This is a genomic window from Roseobacter sp. SK209-2-6 (genome assembly GCF_000169455.1).
Lineage (GTDB): Bacteria > Pseudomonadota > Alphaproteobacteria > Rhodobacterales > Rhodobacteraceae > Pseudophaeobacter.
Genome location: NZ_AAYC01000005.1, coordinates 1 through 16,352 on the forward strand (window position 1 = coordinate 1; position 16,352 = coordinate 16,352).

Here is a 16,352-nt window from a genome sequence, read left to right on the forward strand (position 1 = left end):
GTTGCAAACAGGCGGCGGCTGCGCAGCAGATGAAACCATCCAAGATTACAGGAATTCCCAGAACACGCGCCGCTGCAATTGCGCCGGCCATGGCTGCGATTTCGCGCCCACCCAGGCGACCCAGAGCATCAAGCCCGTCGCGAATCTGGGCCTTGTGCAGAGCGATACCTTCCGCAACGACACGCGATTTATTCGCCAAGCCGGCATCATCAACGCCAGTGCCACGCCCGGTCCAGTCAGCAGCCTCGCCACCAAAAAGCGCATGGGCCAGAGCGGCGGCGGGTGTGGTATTGCCAATTCCCATCTCGCCGACAACCAAAAGGTCTGCCTCAGGGTCGACCGCGTTCCAGCCAACCTGCAATGCCGCAAGCAGTTCTGCCTCTGACATTGCCGCTTCTTGGGTGAAATCCTTCACCGGGTTGTCCAGGTCCAGCGCATGCACATCCATGCGCGCACCGGCCAGCTTGGCCAGCTGATTGATCGCAGCACCGCCGTGCTCAAAATTCAGCACCATCTGCGCGGTAACTTCCGGTGGGAACGCAGAGACCCCTTGCGCGGTCACACCATGGTTGCCCGCAAAGACGATGACCTGCGGAGATCTGATCTCGGGGCGGTCAGTGCCACGCCAGCTGCCATACCAAATTGCCAGATCCTCAAGACGGCCAAGCGCACCGGGGGGTTTGGTCAATTGCCCATTGCGGGACGCGGCGGCCGCGGCGGCCGCTTCGTCACAGTCCCCGGCCTTGGCCAGTTGGGCACGTAAATCATCGAGAGTGGTTAGTTCTGACAGCATGTAAAGCCTCGTTGCATCTGAGTGGCGGACGCGCGTAAATCAGGGTTCACTCTGTTTAGCGGCTGAGGGCTGCTTCGCAAGTACCGCAAGAGGCCCGCATATGCGAAAAAACGACATCTCCCCCGTGGACATCCCCCTGGCCCTGGTGCTGCTTACACGCCTTCCGATACCCACCCTTTCCGACACAACTTTTCAGCGACAATCCCGTGCGGTCTGGGCCTTTCCCCTGGCCGGGCTAGCTGTGTCGTTGCCTGCCTGCCTGCTGGCCTGGCTTGCCCTGTCTCTTGGCCTGTCCCCCGGCTTGGCTGCCGGGCTGTTCATTGCGCTTCAGGTTCTTCTTACCGGTGCGATGCACGAAGACGGGCTGGCAGATTGCGCTGATGGATTCTGGGGCGGGTTTGACCGCGATCGCCGCCTGGAGATCATGAAGGACAGTCAAATCGGCACCTATGGGGTGCTGGCACTGATCCTGGTGCTTGGGCTGCGCTGGCAGGCGCTTACGCTGCTACTTGAGGCAGGCCATCTCTGGCTCCTCCCCGCCCTCGCGATGCTAAGCCGCGCCTTTATGCCGCTGCTTATGGCGGCCCTTCCCAATGCGCGACAATCAGGGCTGTCACAGTCGGTTGGCCGACCGGAATGGCGAGCGGGTTTGGTTGGGCTGGGACTTGCACTAACCTTTAGCGTCCCACTCTTGGGAGCCAGCGGAGCTGTCGTGCTCCTAATCATGGCTCTCGCGGCTATTAGCCTCGCCCAGTTGGCACGCAACAAGATTGGCGGCCAGACCGGTGATGTCCTGGGCGCTTGCCAACAGCTCTGTGAGCTGGTGGGACTTTTGGCACTGGTCGCGCTCCTTCACTAGTGGTGGGCACTAGTGGCGGGCATGACAGGCCTTCACCCAGAGCTTCACTAAAAGAAAAGGCCCGCATCATAAGACGCAGGCCCCTTAGTTGTCAGATAGTCAATTCGGATCAGGCAGCGCGGGAGGTCAGAACCTCATCCACCTGCTTGGCGGCCAGAATCTCATCGGCACCGGAAACAGCGGCAACCTCACGCGTCAGACGCTCCAATGCGGCCTCATAAAGCTGGCGCTCAGAGTAGCTCTGCTCACGCTGATCATCGGTGCGGTGCAAGTCACGGACCACTTCCGCAATCGCGATCAGATCACCGGAGTTGATCTTCTGTTCGTATTCCTGAGCCCGGCGCGACCACATGGCCCGCTTGACCTTGGCTTTGCCTTTCAGCGTCTTCATAGCCTGGTTGATCACATCAGGAGAGCTGAGCGAGCGCATGCCAACTTCGGTTGCCTTGTTGGTTGGCACCCGCAGGGTCATCTTGTCTTTCTCAAAAGTGATCACGAAAAGCTCCAGCGCAAAGCCGGCCACTTCCTGCTCCTCGATCGAAATGATCTGTCCAACGCCATGGGCTGGATAAACCACATAATCATTTGGGCGGAATTCGAGCTTCTTCGATTTTGTCATTCAGGTCTTTCCTCGCTCTTGGTTCAAAACCCTGCCTACAGCTGTGCAATATCAGCAGATCACCTGCCTCAGACACAACAACGGCAACGCTCTCCCCCAACTTGCGCCAAACGTGGCGCCGTAAGTTCGATCGTCGCCGCAGGTCAATCTCAAAACCGCGCGATGCAGGGCATGCGCGGCCAGATCAGGGTCCCACCATCTCTAGTATCTGAAAAAGAGTGTAACACAGAATCACCCCAGCCGAAAGCTGAGCACCAGAGGATTCGCGGTTTCACATCTTAAAAGTGCATCACTTCCGCAGAAAACCAGCAATTTCCCGAGCCACGGAATGGCGCACGGGGCGCTAAATCGGGCCTCAGCCACCTTCGCCAGGCGCTTCGGAGAAGTATTTCTCCAGCTTGCCCTCTTCCCCATCTTTTTCTTCATAGCCCGGCATCGGATCCTTCTTGGAGACGATCACAGGCCACATTTCCGAGTATTTACGGTTAAACTCGACCCATTTGTCCATGTCTGGCTCTGTATCCGGCCGAATCGCATCCGCCGGGCATTCCGGCTCGCAGACGCCACAGTCGATGCATTCGTCAGGGTGAATCACCAATGTGTTTTCACCTTCGTAAAAGCAATCCACCGGGCACACTTCGACACAGTCGGTGTATTTGCAGGCGATGCAGTTTTCCGTAACGACATAGGTCATGGTGCCGAGTCCTATTTGCTGTTTGGCGTCTAGCTAATTCAGAGCAGCGACTTCTTCAAGACATCATAGCCCCTGACCATTGCGGGAAAGATCAAGCGCTCTGCGAGTCTTCTTGTCCGGACGGCCTTTTCCCTCAAAGCCTGGGTTCTTTGGTATGATTTCCTGCTTTGGCGTCCGGTCGAGGTATAGTGTTTGCGCCTCAGGTGCAGGACCGCGGCGTTCGCCTATCGCCGAGACTTCGATCACGCGAATTTGACGCCCCTGCGGGAAGGTCAGAACATCACCTGGCGTGACGTTCTGAGCCGGTTTTGAGATTTTGGAACTGTTAAGGCGCAGATGACCGCCGCTGACAAGTTTTGCGGCCAGGCTGCGGGTTTTGAAAAACCGCGCATGCCATAGCCACTTGTCGATGCGGATCTTCTGCCCCTGTGGCTCCATCAGCGATCAATCGCCCTGTTTCAGCCCCATAAGTGCGGCTGCAAAGGGGTTATCCGGATCGATCTGCTTTTCTTTGCGTGGTGGGCGCGCCGAATAGGTCTTGCTACCCTGCTGCGGAGGCCGCTTGCCGGTTTTGCCGCCGGGACGTCCCTGGCCGCCTTTGGCACCACGCGGTTTGCCTTTGCCACCGGCGCGTTGTTCCTGACCACGGGAGTCGCCGCGATCTTGTCCGCGACGTTGACCACGCTGGCCGCCACCCTGACGAGCACGGCCACCCCAGGTGAAAGTATAGAAAACTTCCATCTCTGGCGCGGCAGCTTCCGCTGATACCTCGGCAGGAGCTTCAGCACTCTCACCTTCGGCTGGGGTCGCGTCCTCAGCAGGAGCTTCACTTACATCGGCCGCCTTGGCTTCTGCCGCAGAATCTTCTGCCACGGCCTCACCAGTTGCTGATGCATCGACCTCCGTCGCTGAAGCTGCTTCAGCTTCCGCCGATCCCTCAGCCTTTTCAGTTGCTTCGCCACTGGGCTTCGGGGCTTCAGCAGGGGCTTTCACCTTCTCCCGTTCACCTTTTTCGGCGCGATAGCCAAGACCCTGCATCAGATCAGAGAATTGTTCCAGCGTCATGCCAGTGATCGACAACATGTCCGCCTTGGCTTCAAAACCACCGCGGCTGTCTTCACCGCGCAGCATATCTGCCAGACGCTCCAGCATATCGATACGGATCATCCGCTCGCCCGCTTCGCGGTAGCCCGACATGGTGTCATAGCCCTTGGGCGCATCTTTCAGCGCAGGCACGGTCACCAGTCCCGGAGGCGGCGCTTCGGGGAATTCTTGCAGACCATTTGCCAGAGACCACAGCACCAGACGCAGACGCGTTGGGGCGGGCTTTAGCAGGAGCGGCATGAAGATAGTGAACTGGCCAAAACGAATACCGTGCTTGCGCAGCGCGCCACGGGCATCCTGATCCAGGTCTTTCACTTCCTGCATCACGCTGTGACGCGGCAGCAGGCCCAGACCTTCGACCAGACGGAAGGCGAACCCACGGGCAAGGCCAGTCAGCTCTTCGTCTTTCTGCAGGTTCAACAGCGGTTCAAACAGCGCCTGCACCTTGCGGGAGATGAAATGCTGCAACCGGCGCTCAACCTTCTGAGCGACATCCGGACCAGCACTTTCATCTACAAAGACCTCTACCATGGGGGAGAGAGGATCAGCGCCAGCACCAATTTGCACGCTGCGTCGCCCCACATCAGCCCCCTGCTCGGTGAATCGATCTCGGTATCTGGGGCATTGTAAAAGCGGTCCGCACGCAGATGAAACTGCGGTGCCAAGGCCTGCAGTGAGGCAGACTTCAACGTCTTTGCCTCTGCGCCCTGCGCGCTTTTATCCGGGGAAAACCGGAACCCATCCAAACGACCGACAAATTCGCCTTCGACGGTCACTTCACCCTTGTCATTCACTTCGGCCAAAAGGGCCTCCTTCTGTTTGAGCCGGCGCAGAAGCACGGATGTGCGCCGGTCCACAAATCGCTGAGTCAAGCGCTCGTGCAGCGCATCTGACAACCTGTCTTCTACAGCGCGAGTCACCCCACGCCAATGGCTTTCATCACGCAACCAGTTCTTACGTTGTGAGACATAGGTCCAGGTGCGAATAAAAGCCAGTCGTTTGGAGAGGGTATCTATATCTCCATCGGTGCGATCAATTCGCTTTATCTGGCGAGCCAGCCAGTCGTCCGGCACCACTCCGCCCCCGTGCAGATACTCAAAAATACCCCCAATCAAGGAGGCATGCTCCCCGTGGGAGATACCGCGAAAATCGGGGATCCGGCAGACATCCCAGAGCAGACGAACAGATTCCGCATTGGTTGTGCGCGAAATTATGCCGCTGTCGCGCGACAAAAACTTGAGAGCTCCCAAATCATCCGCTTCGCGTGCCTTAACCAGCACTTCGCTCTGTGTGGCGGAGGGCGATGATTCGAGTGACCGGATCAGCGCCTCAACCGTGCCGAACTGCAGATCAGAAGACCGCCAGTTGAGTTTCTTTAGCGGCGCAAAGCGGTGATCCATGATTGCCTCGGCCACCTCATCCTCCAAGGGGCGCGCGTCACCGGTGACACCAAAGCTGCCATGGCTCATACCGCGCCCGGCACGGCCTGCGATCTGGGCCAGCTCATTGGGGGCCAGTGGTCGCATTCGGCGACCATCGAATTTTGAAGTGGCAGAAAAGGCCACATGGTCGATATCGAGGTTCAACCCCATCCCAATGGCATCGGTGGCGACCAGATAGTCGACTTCGCCATTTTGATAGAGCGCCACCTGAGCATTGCGGGTGCGCGGGCTAAGGGCGCCCATGACCACAGCCGCCCCGCCCTTCTGTCGCTTTAACAGCTCGGCAATGGCATAGACATTGTCGACCGAGAACCCAACGATGGCAGTGCGCGGCGGCATGCGACTGATCTTTTTCGAGCCGCCATAAACAAGTTCCGACATCCTTTCACGGCGCAGAAACTCCACACCGGGCACCAGGGCCGCGATCGGCCCGCGCATGGTATCGGCCCCCAGAAACAGGGTTTCATGGGTGCCGCGGGCACGCAAAAGCCGCTCGGTGAAGACGTGACCGCGTTCGGGGTCGGCACAAAGCTGGATCTCATCAATTGCCAGGAAATCGCAGCCCATACCCGGTGGCATCGCCTCGACAGTGCAGATCCAGTATTGCGCGCGCGGCGGCACGATACGCTCTTCCCCGGTGACCAAGGCAACCACCGAAGGGCCGCGCAGGGCGACGATCTTGTCATAGACTTCCCGCGCCAATAGCCGCAAAGGAAAGCCCATGATGCCGCTGCGATGGGCCAGCATCCTCTCGATTGCATAGTGGGTTTTGCCGGTGTTCGTGGGGCCAAGAACCGCCACCAGCCGGGATGCGCCTGCCATAGTCTTCAGCCTCCGCCTGCGCCGCGCCTACGACTACAGGTCCCTGCCGCCATAAAGGGGCATTAATCGTTCAAGCGCTGTGGTTACTTCCTCATGATGCGGATGTATAGACTTGGCCCGCAAATAGGCCTGATAGGCGCGTTTGGGACGTTGAACCGTTTCCAGGACCTGGCCCAGCGCAAAGATCGCGTCATAGTCGTTGGGATTCAGGGCCAAAGCGCGTTCCAGATCGGCAACGGCGGGGCCATAATAGCCCGCAGCGTATAAGGCACGGGCACGCAGCAGCCAGCCCCGTGCAAAATCAGGCGCATGATCCGTAAGCGCAGTCAGATGCTCTGTTGCCGCTGCGACCTCTCCCTGCTCCAGAGCTTTTTGCGCGCGAGAGAACAGCAGATCCATCGCCGGTGAGCCGCTTTTGCGCCAGAGCGCCTGCAACTCGCGATTTAGGGCCAAGGCCTCCTCTGCATCCGCCCCCGCCAGAGATTGCAGCAACTCACTCTCCACCGGGGCTGCCGAGAGAGGTTTACTAAAAGGCAAGGAAATCGTGACTGTCGCCAGAGTTGCCGCCACGATAGCTTTGAGATTCAGGTGATTTGCAATCATGATGGCCTAGTGTAACCCTGCGCGATGCGTTTACCAGAGCGAGTGCAGTCTGCATCACGCAGAATTGCGAAATCGCCCGCAGCTATATTGCGCGAAGAGATAAGGATTTGACAATGAGCGAGATGCTTGAACAGGCCGCAGCCGTCCTCAACGAAAAGCTGAGCGGAGAAGGCTTTGATGCTTCTGCAAAATTTGCGATTGAAGGCCTGGGCGCCATCATTCTGGACGGGGAAGGCGCGCGCATCAGCGATGATGAGGCCGATGTGACCCTGTCCGCAGATGCAGATACCTTTCAGGAAATCCTGAGCGGCGAGTTGAACCCGACCTCTGCCTTCATGACCGGCAAGCTCTCGGTGGATGGTGACATGGGCATTGCGATGAAACTCGCATCGGTTCTGGCCTGATGGACAAAAGCCTGATGGACCTTGCCCCTGCCCCCTATTTCGACGAAATCGCCGAAGGACCCCGTGGCGGCAAGGCCCATTGGGCAACCACCGAGGATGGGCTACGAATCCGCGTTGGCCATTGGCTCCCCGAAGGCCAGCCCGCAGAGGAACTGAAGGGCACCGCCCTGATCTTCCCCGGCCGCACCGAATATATCGAGAAATACGGCCCGGCCGCTCGAGAGCTGCACAAGCGCGGCTATGCCGCTTTGGCAATAGACTGGCGTGGGCAGGGACTGGCCGACCGCATGCTGCCTGATCGCAGGCTTGGTCATATTGAAGAGTTCAAAGACTTCCAGTCTGATGTTGATGCCGTTTTGAAAATGGCAGAGCGCTTGGACCTCCCGAAACCTTGGTACCTGCTGGCACATTCAATGGGCGGCGCCATTGGTCTACGTGCGCTATTGAATGGTCTACCGGTCAAGGCCTGCGCCTTTACCGGCCCCATGTGGGGGATCCAGATCCCTGCCGCACTCAGACCACTGGCGACCCTTCTTGGCGGCCTCGCCCCCCTCTTTGGGATTGGCAAAATCCGGGTACCCAGCACCACCGTAGGCCATTACGTCCAAAGCACGCCCTTTAAGGGCAATACCCTTACAAATGATCCGGGGATGTACCAGCTGATGATCGATCAGCTTGCCGCCGAACCCGATTTGGTTCTCGGCGGGCCAACCATTGGCTGGCTCACTCAGGGCCTGAAAGAATGCGCAGCACTGTCGACAGAAACCTCGCCCGCGCTGCCCTGTGTCACCTTCCTGGGGGCGCAGGAACAGATCGTCAACAGTGACGCCGTTCGCGACCGCATGAAGCGCTGGCCGGGCGGCGAGCTGGTCTTGGTTGATCCCTGCCAGCACGAGGTCATGATGGAAGACGACGAAACACAGGCCCGTGTCTTTGACCAGATAACGCGGCTCTTTGATCAATACCGCTAGCGCACAGGAATATCGCGACTGAGGCAGCACAGCCTCTATTACCTCTTCTCCTGCAAGACAATTTCCGAAATGCCTTAATAATGGGATCCACTAACTCTATTGCACTGCCCCAGAAGGTTTCAGATTAGGGTTTAGAAACACATGACCAAAGAGGCTTCCTCCACCGCACTTGGACGACTGCAAGATTGGTATCAGTCGAATTGCGATGGCGATTGGGAACACCATTTCGGCTTTAGCTTAGAAAGCTTGGACAACCCCGGCTGGGCAATTACGGTCGACCTCGATGAAACCCACCAAGAAGGCGAGACCTTTAGCGAGGTCTCATTAGCTGGAAACGACCCACACGATTGGATGCGCTTAAAGAAAGATGGAACAAAGCTCCGTGGTGATTGTAGCGCGCTCCATCTCAGCGAAATGCTGGATATCGTAGCGAATTGGCTGCGCCCGCGCCCATCCTAAACACGCAAAACATTACACCGGTCACCAAAGCTCCCCAAAGAAGTCCTAAGCCTTACCTTTAGGGGCAGGCATGTTTGCTTGTGATCCTTGAGGGGGCACCTTAGATATTGAATTAGACAACATCTAAAACACGAGCACGCCCAATAAAGGAGGCCCCATGTTGCATCTGCCTTTCCCCGTCAAAGACGCCAATGCCGCTTCTGGCTCTGAGGAGCTGGGCAACCTGCCAGAATGGGATCTAAGCGATCTCTACAAGGGTGAGGATGCAGCAGAGCTCAGCCGTGATCTCGATTGGCTGGAGCAGGAATGCAGTGCCTTTGCCGCTGATTACGAAGGTAAACTGGCGGGTCTCGACGCCGCAGGCCTGCTGGATTGTGTGTTGCGCAATGAAAAGATCAACGCCATCGCCGGGCGCATCATGTCCTATGCGGGCCTGCGCTATTATCAGCTGACGACGGATGCGGACCGGGCAAAATTCATGTCCGACATGCAGGAGAAGATCACCATCTTCACCACGCCACTGGTTTTCTTCACTCTGGAAATCAACCGTATCGATGACGATGTCCTTGCCGGGCATTTTGCGGCCAATGCGGATCTCGCCCGTTACCAACCGATTTTTGACCGCATCCGGGCAATGAAGCCATATCAGCTCTCGGATGAGCTGGAGAAGTTTCTGCATGACCTCGGCGTGGTGGGTGACGCCTGGGAGCGCTTGTTTGACGAGACCATCGCGGGGCTCAAATTTACCATCGATGGCGAAGAGCTGAACATCGAGGGCACGCTGAATTTCCTGACCGAGCAGGACCGCAGCAAACGCGAGGCCGCTTCGCGCGAGTTGGCGCGGGTCTTTGCCGAAAACGTCAAGACCTTTGCCCGAGTCCACAATACCCAGGCCAAGGAAAAGGAAATCGTGGATCGCTGGCGCGGCATGCCCACCCCACAGACCGGCCGACATCTGTCGAACCATGTGGAGCCCGAAGTGGTTGAGGCCCTGCGCGAAGCCGTGGTTGCGGCCTATCCCAAGCTCTCCCACCGCTATTATGAACTGAAGCGGAAGTGGCTAGGCCTGGACCGCATGCAGGTCTGGGATCGCAATGCGCCACTTCCTATGGAAGACAGCCGGGTGGTGAACTGGGACGAAGCCGAGCAGACAGTGATGGAGGCCTATAACGCCTTTGATCCGCGCATGGGTGAAATCGCAGCGCCTTTCTTCTCGGACGGCTGGATCGACGCAGGCGTGAAGCCAGGCAAGGCTCCCGGCGCCTTTGCCCACCCCACCGTCACAGAGGTGCACCCCTATGTGATGCTGAACTACCTGGGCAAGCCGCGCGATGTGATGACCCTGGCGCATGAGCTGGGCCATGGCGTCCATCAGGTACTGGCCGCCGAACAGGGTGAAATGCTCTCCTCAACCCCGCTAACCCTGGCGGAAACTGCTTCGGTTTTTGGTGAGATGCTTACCTTCCGCAAGATGCTGGACAAGGCCGAAACCAAAGAGCAGCGTAAGGTGCTTTTGGCGGGCAAGGTCGAGGATATGATCAACACCGTAGTGCGCCAGATTGCCTTCTATGATTTTGAATGCAAACTGCATGCCGCCCGTGCCGAAGGGGAGTTGACCCCCGATGACATCAATGCGCTCTGGATGTCGGTGCAGGCCGAGAGCCTGGGCGATGCCTTTGACTTCATGGAGGGCTATGAGACCTTCTGGTGCTATATCCCGCACTTCGTGCATTCACCCTTCTACGTCTATGCCTATGCCTTTGGCGACGGTTTGGTAAATGCGCTCTACTCGGTCTATGCCGAAGGCGGTGAAGGTTTTGAGGACAAATACTTCGATATGCTCAAGGCTGGCGGATCCAAGCATCACAAGGAACTTCTGGCCCCCTTTGGTCTGGACGCTTCTGACCCCAAATTCTGGGACAAGGGCCTTGCGATGATCTCTGGCATGATCGATGAGCTGGAAGCGATGGAAGACTGATCCGGCACTGTTGACTTGACAAACGGGCACCATCTGGTGCCCGTTTTCGTTTGAACGAAGACAGGACTAAAGACTAAGCGATGGAAGAACTCCGCCTCGCTCCACTGGCCAAAGATGAATTCCGCAGGGTCCGCCACATATGGATCCCTGATGACCAGGTCCTGTTTGCAGGCAGCATTCAGCAGGCTTTTGGCGTCGAAGAGCCGGAAGTCGATTTTCACATCTTAGAAACAGAGACCCGGATCATTGGCTTCTTCAAGGTGGACAGGGGATTTGATCGTAATGGCTTTGCGCTGCCCTGGGAGCTAGGGATCCGGGCTTTCAAGATCAATCATGCGGATCAGAGCAAGGGCTTTGCCACACGAGCAGTGACAGCCCTGCGTGCCTATCTGCAACAGCACTATCCAGATCGCAGCTCTGTGGTGCTAACCGTGAATATGCAAAACCCGGCTGCTTTGGCCTGCTATCTGCGCGGCGGCTTCCAGGACACTGGTGAAATCTACACCGGCGGCATTGCCGGACCTCAGCATGTACTTCGCATGTCGTTGGAAGGATCACCCGCCGCAATGAGCGGATGACCCAATTCGTTTAGAACCCCAATCACTGGTTGGGGAAGTAATCCTCACAATCGCCATCGCGGTAGACGTCTGCGGTGCAGCAATGCAGCCCGCCGCCAAAGGCATAGGCGTCGCGCAGTTCGACCTCGACCACTTCCATACCCAGCTTATCCATCTGCTCGGCCTGATGGACCTCGGACTTTTCAACACAGACGGTTTTTGGATCCAGCACCAGCACGTTCATCGACAGCCAAGTGGAGGAATAGCACAGCGGCGGAGGCGTGTTATGCGCCGGGCGTACCGCATCGACGATTTCCCAACCGTTCTTGTTGAACAGCTCGCGCTGATCGTCCGGCAGGCGGCGCTGCGGGTTGTTCAGGATCAGACCCGGACGCAGCGGCGTGAAGGTTGCGTCGATGTGGATCGGATAGGGATCACCGGGGAAGTTCACAGTATGCACGCGGTGATCGGGGAAGTGACGGCGCAGCCACTCGATGCCCTTCAGGTTGGTGGTAAACCCGTGCTGCACCACCAGATCCTTGCCAAAGCGCAACACGTCGGCTGCGTCGAACAGTGGCTCCTCCTCTGTGGTGACAAAGAACTTCTCAGCCGCCCACTCCAAACGCTTTGCATCTCCGATCTTCTCGCTCAGATAGTCGGGATGATAATCCGCATCTGTGAGGCGTGGCTTAGGCGCCGCCTCATGGCGGAACTTGGGGTCTTCTTCCCAGTATTGCTTCAGCAGCGGGCGGTAATTCAGATACTCAAACCAGCGGCAGCGATAGGACATGGTCGCTTCCAGCATCTCATGCCCCACGGTCAGCAACACGTCACGCGGTGGCATACAGCCAAACTGGCTTTCGGTGTGGAAGTCTGGCGTGGTCACCGGCTGTGAATGATCAATCGAGACCGGGCGATCAACACGGATGCCACGGTCACGCAGCTGATCTGCGAAGTTATCGAGCAGTTCATTGGCGCGATCGATGGTTTCCTGCGGGCGGCGGCCCCATTGGCCGCGCATGTCGCTATCTTCCGGCACCTTGGCATCCAGGGCGGGCTCTTCCGGCGGGATATGGCAATCATCCGCGCGCCCCACGATCACATGGCGCAGCGTATCCCATTCATTCCAGCTTTTGACTTCGGTTTTCTCTGGCGACCAGGCCATGAATGCCTCCTTGATCTAGGGAGACAAGGCGGGGCCTTCAATCTCCCGATTGAAAGTCCCGGCGTACAGGAGCGTGGAACCAGGGCGAGAGCAAACCGCTCTCCGGCGACGCCATCGCCTATGAGCCCTGCCCGCGATATAGCACTGGTGCGCGGTGCGGGGAAGATGTTTCAACCACGCCCAGCTGCGGCACAAGGTGCCCCCGGACGTCAGCCCTATTTAAGCTGGCTGTCCTTGGAGCCGCGCCGATTGATGCCGCCGCGCATCTGCTGCGCACCATCACGTTCCTGCTGGCACTCGATGCATAGCTTCACCCCCGGCAATGCAACCCTGCGCTTTTCAGGAATCACCTCTTCACATTCGGCGCAATGGGTCAGGCTTTCGCCCACCGGGCGCTTTTGCGCCTTCATCCGGGCCAGCTCATCATTGATTGAGGCTTCGATCTGTTCACTCACAGCCCCGTCCTGCGCCCATCCGCCAGCCATGCCCAGCCCTTTCCAGCAAAAAACCGGCTTCAGTCTAAGCCTCTCCCGGCACTTCCGGCAAGGCTCCCTGCGACACCTGGTTTGTGTTTCGAGACCCGCCGGGAAAGCTGTCAGCTTTTCAATGACTTTGCCTTCGCCGCCATATCCTTTGTCTTTCTATCGGAAAAAAGAAAGCCAAGCGCGGCTGCTAATTTCCGACAAAAATAATCAACTATTTGATTTTGTTAGATTTTTCCCTCAATTCCAGTTGACGCCCCACCGGGAATTGCGTATTCAAACTACAGGAACTGCAGCCCGCCGGATCTCAGGCAGCCAGCAGCAAGCTACTCAAGCCAAACCCGCTTCTCGCAGGGTTAGCCAGACAGCCAGCCCCGCCAGCAACCGACCGATCTTCGCCAGCCAGCCGTTCCCTATTGGTTTTTTCTTTTGCAACCTCGCATCGCAAGGTCTCCATCTCGCTCGCCAGCCTTAGGGGCAAACCCTATGCTAGCACGCCCGAAAGACACCCAGCACGCCAGGCAGCCCTCCTTCTCAGCACAGAGCCAGCCAGCGCTAATGAACACGCTATGTTTCGCCCGCTAGATACCTCTGTCATGTCCCAGGAACCGCCAGCCAAAACACGCCAGCGGCCCCCAGGGATCGCTGATCCGGCGCCTGGATCAAATCCATTGCCCACACAAATCATTAGATAAGCTTTCGCCTCCTTCCCAGGGTCGCGAACCAGATCGCTCCTGCGGAAACCCTGTAGATGGCAACAAATGCAAAAGGCGGTGCTCCTTTTGAGCCCCGCCTTTTCTTTTTCACTCGTTGAGCAGCCGCTCAGTGTCGCGCAAGCATTCCTTTTTCGGATGCCAGATCGCGCATCTTCTTTTGAAGCTTTTCAAAAGCGCGTACCTCAATCTGGCGAATCCTCTCGCGGCTGACACCATATTCGCCGCTGAGATCCTCAAGCGTGGTTGCCTGATCCGACAAACGTCGCTGGGTCAGAATGTCTTTCTCACGGTCGTTCAAGACCTCCATGGCCTGGACCAGCAATTCACGACGCGCTTCCAGCTCATCGCGTGCTTCATAGTCACCGGCCTGATCGGCGTCTTCATCTTCCAGCCAATCCTGCCACTGCATGGTGCCTTCGCCTTCGGAACCAACCGTGGCGTTGAGAGAGGCATCCCCGCCGGACATGCGGCGGTTCATCGAGATGACCTCTTCCTCGGTCACACCCAGATCATGGGCGATCTGTGCGACGTTTTCTGGACGCAGGTCGCCTTCTTCCAGGGCACCGATGCGGGCTTTAGCCTTGCGCAGATTGAAGAACAGTTTCTTCTGCGCTGAAGTCGTACCCAACTTCACCAGTGACCAGGACCGCAGGATATACTCCTGGATCGAAGCACGGATCCACCACATGGCATAGGTCGCCAGACGAAAGCCCTTTTCCGGGTCAAAGCGTTTTACAGCCTGCATCAGGCCAACATTGGCTTCCGAAATCACTTCTGCCTGAGGTAGGCCGTAGCCGCGGTATCCCATGGCGATCTTTGCCGCCAACCGCAGGTGCGAGGTCACCATCTTATGGGCAGCACCTGTGTCTTCCTTTTCGACCCAGGCCTTGGCCAGCATGTATTCCTCTTCCGGCTCCAGCAGCGGAAATTTGCGGATTTCCTGCATGTAGCGGTTCAAGCCGCCTTCCGGGGTCGGTGCGGGCAGATTTGCGTAGTTCGCCATTTAGTTGGTCCCTCCCAATGTTTAAGGACTTAACATTAGTCCATATGGGGTGATGCATTTCCCCTTTCAAGGGGGCGCTAACATGGATCGTTATATATTTCGTTTTCAGAAACATCTGTGAACTGCAACACAGAGCGTAGATTTTGTAACTTTTCTTAGGATCAGCCCTAGCGCCTCAGTAGAAATCCCGCAAAAGACTGGCGATTTCATGCGCAAAAACCGATTTTCTCGCAGAAACGCCAATCCGGCGCGTCACTTGCGTGGGTACATTCCGCAAGGGACGCACCACCACGCCCGCATGCCCCTCCCCATGCGACAAAGGTACAAATGCGATGCCCAACCCGGCGGCAACCAAGTCAAGAACCTGTTGATCATTCACCGCCTGTGCAGGCAACTCCAGATTCGGCAATGACTCTCCCACCATTCGATCCGCATTGGGGCAATAGGGCCGATGGATACGCGGCTCCTGCTCCAGTTGCTTCAGATCGATTGTCTCATCCTCTGCCAATAGGTGATCAGCGGCCAGGGCAACCCCATAGGCTTCTTCGGACAAAAGAAAGAAGTCATGACCTTTTGGCGTACAAGGTTCAGAAACCAATGCGATGTCCGCCATTTCGACCTGTTCCGTGAAGGAGGGAACAACATCCGGCTGCATATTCTGAAGCTTGCGGAAGGACGGAATAAAGGGCGTCAACACGACATCCGGGTGACAATAGATACGCAGGGGGCTGCGCGGCACTGGCTTCAGACGCTCAGCCATGCCACTCAGACGCTTTACGCTTTCTCCGGCCTCAGCATAGACACGTTGCCCCAATGCAGTCGCCCGCAGTCCGCGCCGACTGCGGTGAAACAACACGCCACCCAGCTCATCTTCGAGCTTTTGAATTGCGGTTGAAACGGTTGGCTGGCTCACCTGGTTCATTCTAGCCGCATGGCTGAATGAGCCACTTTCATATGCGCTTAGAAAGTAGCGCAGCGGAGTGAGTTCAATCATAGACGCCCTCTATACCAAACATAGCCACCATATGAATAGATTATGCCGCAGGGTTTTGCCATCTCTCTAAGCATCCAAAGCAAGCACGGAGAGTTAGAATGACAACCGCAATCGAAGCCCTGATCCAAAAATTCGTCGCGGGCGATCCTGGTCTTTTTGACCTGATGGCCCCCGACATCGATTTTCGCATTGACCACTTCCGCGACGAGGAGACCGACATTAGCTGGCAGGCCGGAAAAGGTCTGAAAGCCATGCAGGTCATCCTGACCCGTCTCGCTGGCGAAGTTTTCCCAAAAGGAACAGAGGCCCTGTCAATCAATACCGAAGCCCTGCCCCAGGAGGGCTGGATGCTGACCACCTTTGAGCAGAGGTTCTACTACGGTGTGCGCGGCTGCAACTGTACCAGCGTGACATTGATCCTGTCCCACGAGAGTGAGGGAAAGGTGGATTACTTCCGCGAAACGGTCACCAAAGTTGTTGATCTGAAGGATACAGCCTAGTGGCGAAGTCGTGCCCTTTGTCATGAACAGGGGGCACGAACTCCGATCACTGTATCACGCCACCCGGCGCAGAGCCTCAATCAAGTATTTCATACCGATAGGCGCCGGTGCTGCACCTCACATTCGGCATCACTCACCGGATGTGTGGGTAAACCCTGTCTCAGCGATCAAAATAGCCGCTTCGCAT

17 protein-coding genes and 1 pseudogene are annotated in these 16,352 nt (G+C 57.3%); 8 read left to right on the plus strand and 10 right to left on the minus strand.

What is annotated here, in order from left to right; genetic code table 11:
* On the minus strand, nt 1–793 hold a 793-nt coding region (locus tag RSK20926_RS08965), incomplete at its 3' end, for a nicotinate-nucleotide--dimethylbenzimidazole phosphoribosyltransferase (RefSeq protein ID WP_008206023.1).
* A 100-nt stretch (nt 794–893) separates the two neighbouring features.
* On the opposite strand from RSK20926_RS08965, the gene cobS reads away from it, so the two are divergent.
* The gene (gene cobS, locus RSK20926_RS08970) at nt 894–1,652 is read left to right on the plus strand and encodes an adenosylcobinamide-GDP ribazoletransferase (protein ID WP_008206025.1); all 759 of its coding nucleotides are present in this window, start codon (nt 894–896) and stop codon (nt 1,650–1,652) included.
* Nucleotides 1,653–1,761: 109 nt separating this feature from the next.
* Here cobS and RSK20926_RS08975 read toward each other — a convergent pair whose 3' ends face one another.
* The 5 genes and pseudogenes from RSK20926_RS08975 to RSK20926_RS08995 form a co-directional block, all read right to left on the minus strand.
* Nucleotides 1,762–2,271 (minus strand): CarD family transcriptional regulator, encoded by a 510-nt coding sequence (locus RSK20926_RS08975; RefSeq protein ID WP_008206027.1) that lies wholly within the window; start codon nt 2,269–2,271, stop codon nt 1,762–1,764.
* A 355-nt stretch (nt 2,272–2,626) separates the two neighbouring features.
* Nucleotides 2,627–2,965, minus strand: a complete 339-nt coding sequence (fdxA, locus tag RSK20926_RS08980) for a ferredoxin FdxA (protein WP_008206030.1) — start codon at nt 2,963–2,965, stop codon at nt 2,627–2,629.
* 63 nt (nt 2,966–3,028) lie between these two features.
* Nucleotides 3,029–3,403, minus strand: a complete 375-nt coding sequence (locus RSK20926_RS08985) for an RNA-binding S4 domain-containing protein (protein ID WP_008206032.1) — start codon at nt 3,401–3,403, stop codon at nt 3,029–3,031.
* Nucleotides 3,404–3,409: 6 nt separating this feature from the next.
* Nucleotides 3,410–6,333 (minus strand): annotated as a pseudogene (locus RSK20926_RS08990) (helicase-related protein).
* A gap of 33 nt (nt 6,334–6,366) precedes the next feature.
* The gene (locus tag RSK20926_RS08995) at nt 6,367–6,936 is read right to left on the minus strand and encodes a tetratricopeptide repeat protein (RefSeq protein WP_008206037.1); all 570 of its coding nucleotides are present in this window, start codon (nt 6,934–6,936) and stop codon (nt 6,367–6,369) included.
* Between the two features lie 113 nt (nt 6,937–7,049).
* Between RSK20926_RS08995 and RSK20926_RS09000 the strand changes: the two genes are divergently transcribed.
* The 5 genes from RSK20926_RS09000 to RSK20926_RS09020 all read left to right on the plus strand — a co-directional run bounded on the left by RSK20926_RS09000 (nt 7,050) and on the right by RSK20926_RS09020 (nt 11,326).
* A complete protein-coding gene (locus tag RSK20926_RS09000; protein WP_008206039.1) occupies nt 7,050–7,340 on the plus strand; it encodes an SCP2 sterol-binding domain-containing protein in 291 nt (96 codons plus the stop codon).
* Nucleotides 7,340–8,311: an alpha/beta hydrolase gene (locus RSK20926_RS09005; RefSeq protein WP_008206041.1), complete on the plus strand. Its 972-nt coding sequence runs from the start codon at nt 7,340–7,342 to the stop codon at nt 8,309–8,311. Before RSK20926_RS09000 ends, RSK20926_RS09005 begins: the two co-directional genes overlap by 1 nt.
* A gap of 141 nt (nt 8,312–8,452) precedes the next feature.
* A complete protein-coding gene (locus RSK20926_RS09010) occupies nt 8,453–8,770 on the plus strand; it encodes an Imm53 family immunity protein (protein ID WP_008206043.1) in 318 nt (105 codons plus the stop codon).
* 157 nt (nt 8,771–8,927) lie between these two features.
* The gene (locus RSK20926_RS09015) at nt 8,928–10,748 is read left to right on the plus strand and encodes a M3 family oligoendopeptidase (protein ID WP_008206045.1); all 1,821 of its coding nucleotides are present in this window, start codon (nt 8,928–8,930) and stop codon (nt 10,746–10,748) included.
* Between the two features lie 80 nt (nt 10,749–10,828).
* Nucleotides 10,829–11,326, plus strand: coding sequence for a GNAT family N-acetyltransferase (locus RSK20926_RS09020; protein ID WP_008206047.1), 498 nt, complete (start codon nt 10,829–10,831; stop codon nt 11,324–11,326).
* A gap of 22 nt (nt 11,327–11,348) precedes the next feature.
* Here the strand turns inward: RSK20926_RS09020 and RSK20926_RS09025 are convergent, their stop codons facing one another.
* Together RSK20926_RS09025 and RSK20926_RS09030 are read right to left on the minus strand one after the other, a co-directional pair.
* Entirely contained in the window at nt 11,349–12,470 is a 1,122-nt protein-coding gene (locus RSK20926_RS09025; RefSeq protein ID WP_008206048.1) for a serine/threonine protein kinase, read from the minus strand.
* 215 nt (nt 12,471–12,685) lie between these two features.
* On the minus strand, nt 12,686–12,955 hold the full coding sequence (locus tag RSK20926_RS09030; RefSeq protein WP_008206050.1) for a DksA/TraR family C4-type zinc finger protein: 270 nt from the start codon (nt 12,953–12,955) through the stop codon (nt 12,686–12,688).
* A gap of 121 nt (nt 12,956–13,076) precedes the next feature.
* Here RSK20926_RS09030 and RSK20926_RS22815 point away from each other — a divergent pair, with 121 nt between their 5' ends.
* A complete protein-coding gene (locus RSK20926_RS22815; RefSeq protein ID WP_157133074.1) occupies nt 13,077–13,427 on the plus strand; it encodes a hypothetical protein in 351 nt (116 codons plus the stop codon).
* Nucleotides 13,428–13,774: 347 nt separating this feature from the next.
* On the opposite strand, the gene rpoH is transcribed toward RSK20926_RS22815, so the two are convergent.
* Together rpoH and RSK20926_RS09040 are read right to left on the minus strand one after the other, a co-directional pair.
* The gene (gene rpoH, locus RSK20926_RS09035; protein ID WP_008206052.1) at nt 13,775–14,671 is read right to left on the minus strand and encodes an RNA polymerase sigma factor RpoH; all 897 of its coding nucleotides are present in this window, start codon (nt 14,669–14,671) and stop codon (nt 13,775–13,777) included.
* A 175-nt stretch (nt 14,672–14,846) separates the two neighbouring features.
* A complete protein-coding gene (locus tag RSK20926_RS09040) occupies nt 14,847–15,665 on the minus strand; it encodes a LysR family transcriptional regulator (RefSeq protein WP_008206055.1) in 819 nt (272 codons plus the stop codon).
* 98 nt (nt 15,666–15,763) lie between these two features.
* Here RSK20926_RS09040 and RSK20926_RS09045 point away from each other — a divergent pair, with 98 nt between their 5' ends.
* Nucleotides 15,764–16,165 carry a hypothetical protein gene (locus tag RSK20926_RS09045; RefSeq protein WP_008206057.1) on the plus strand — a complete coding sequence of 134 codons (402 nt, stop codon included), beginning with the start codon at nt 15,764–15,766 and terminating at the stop codon, nt 16,163–16,165.
* Nucleotides 16,166–16,352: the final 187 nt, after the last annotated feature.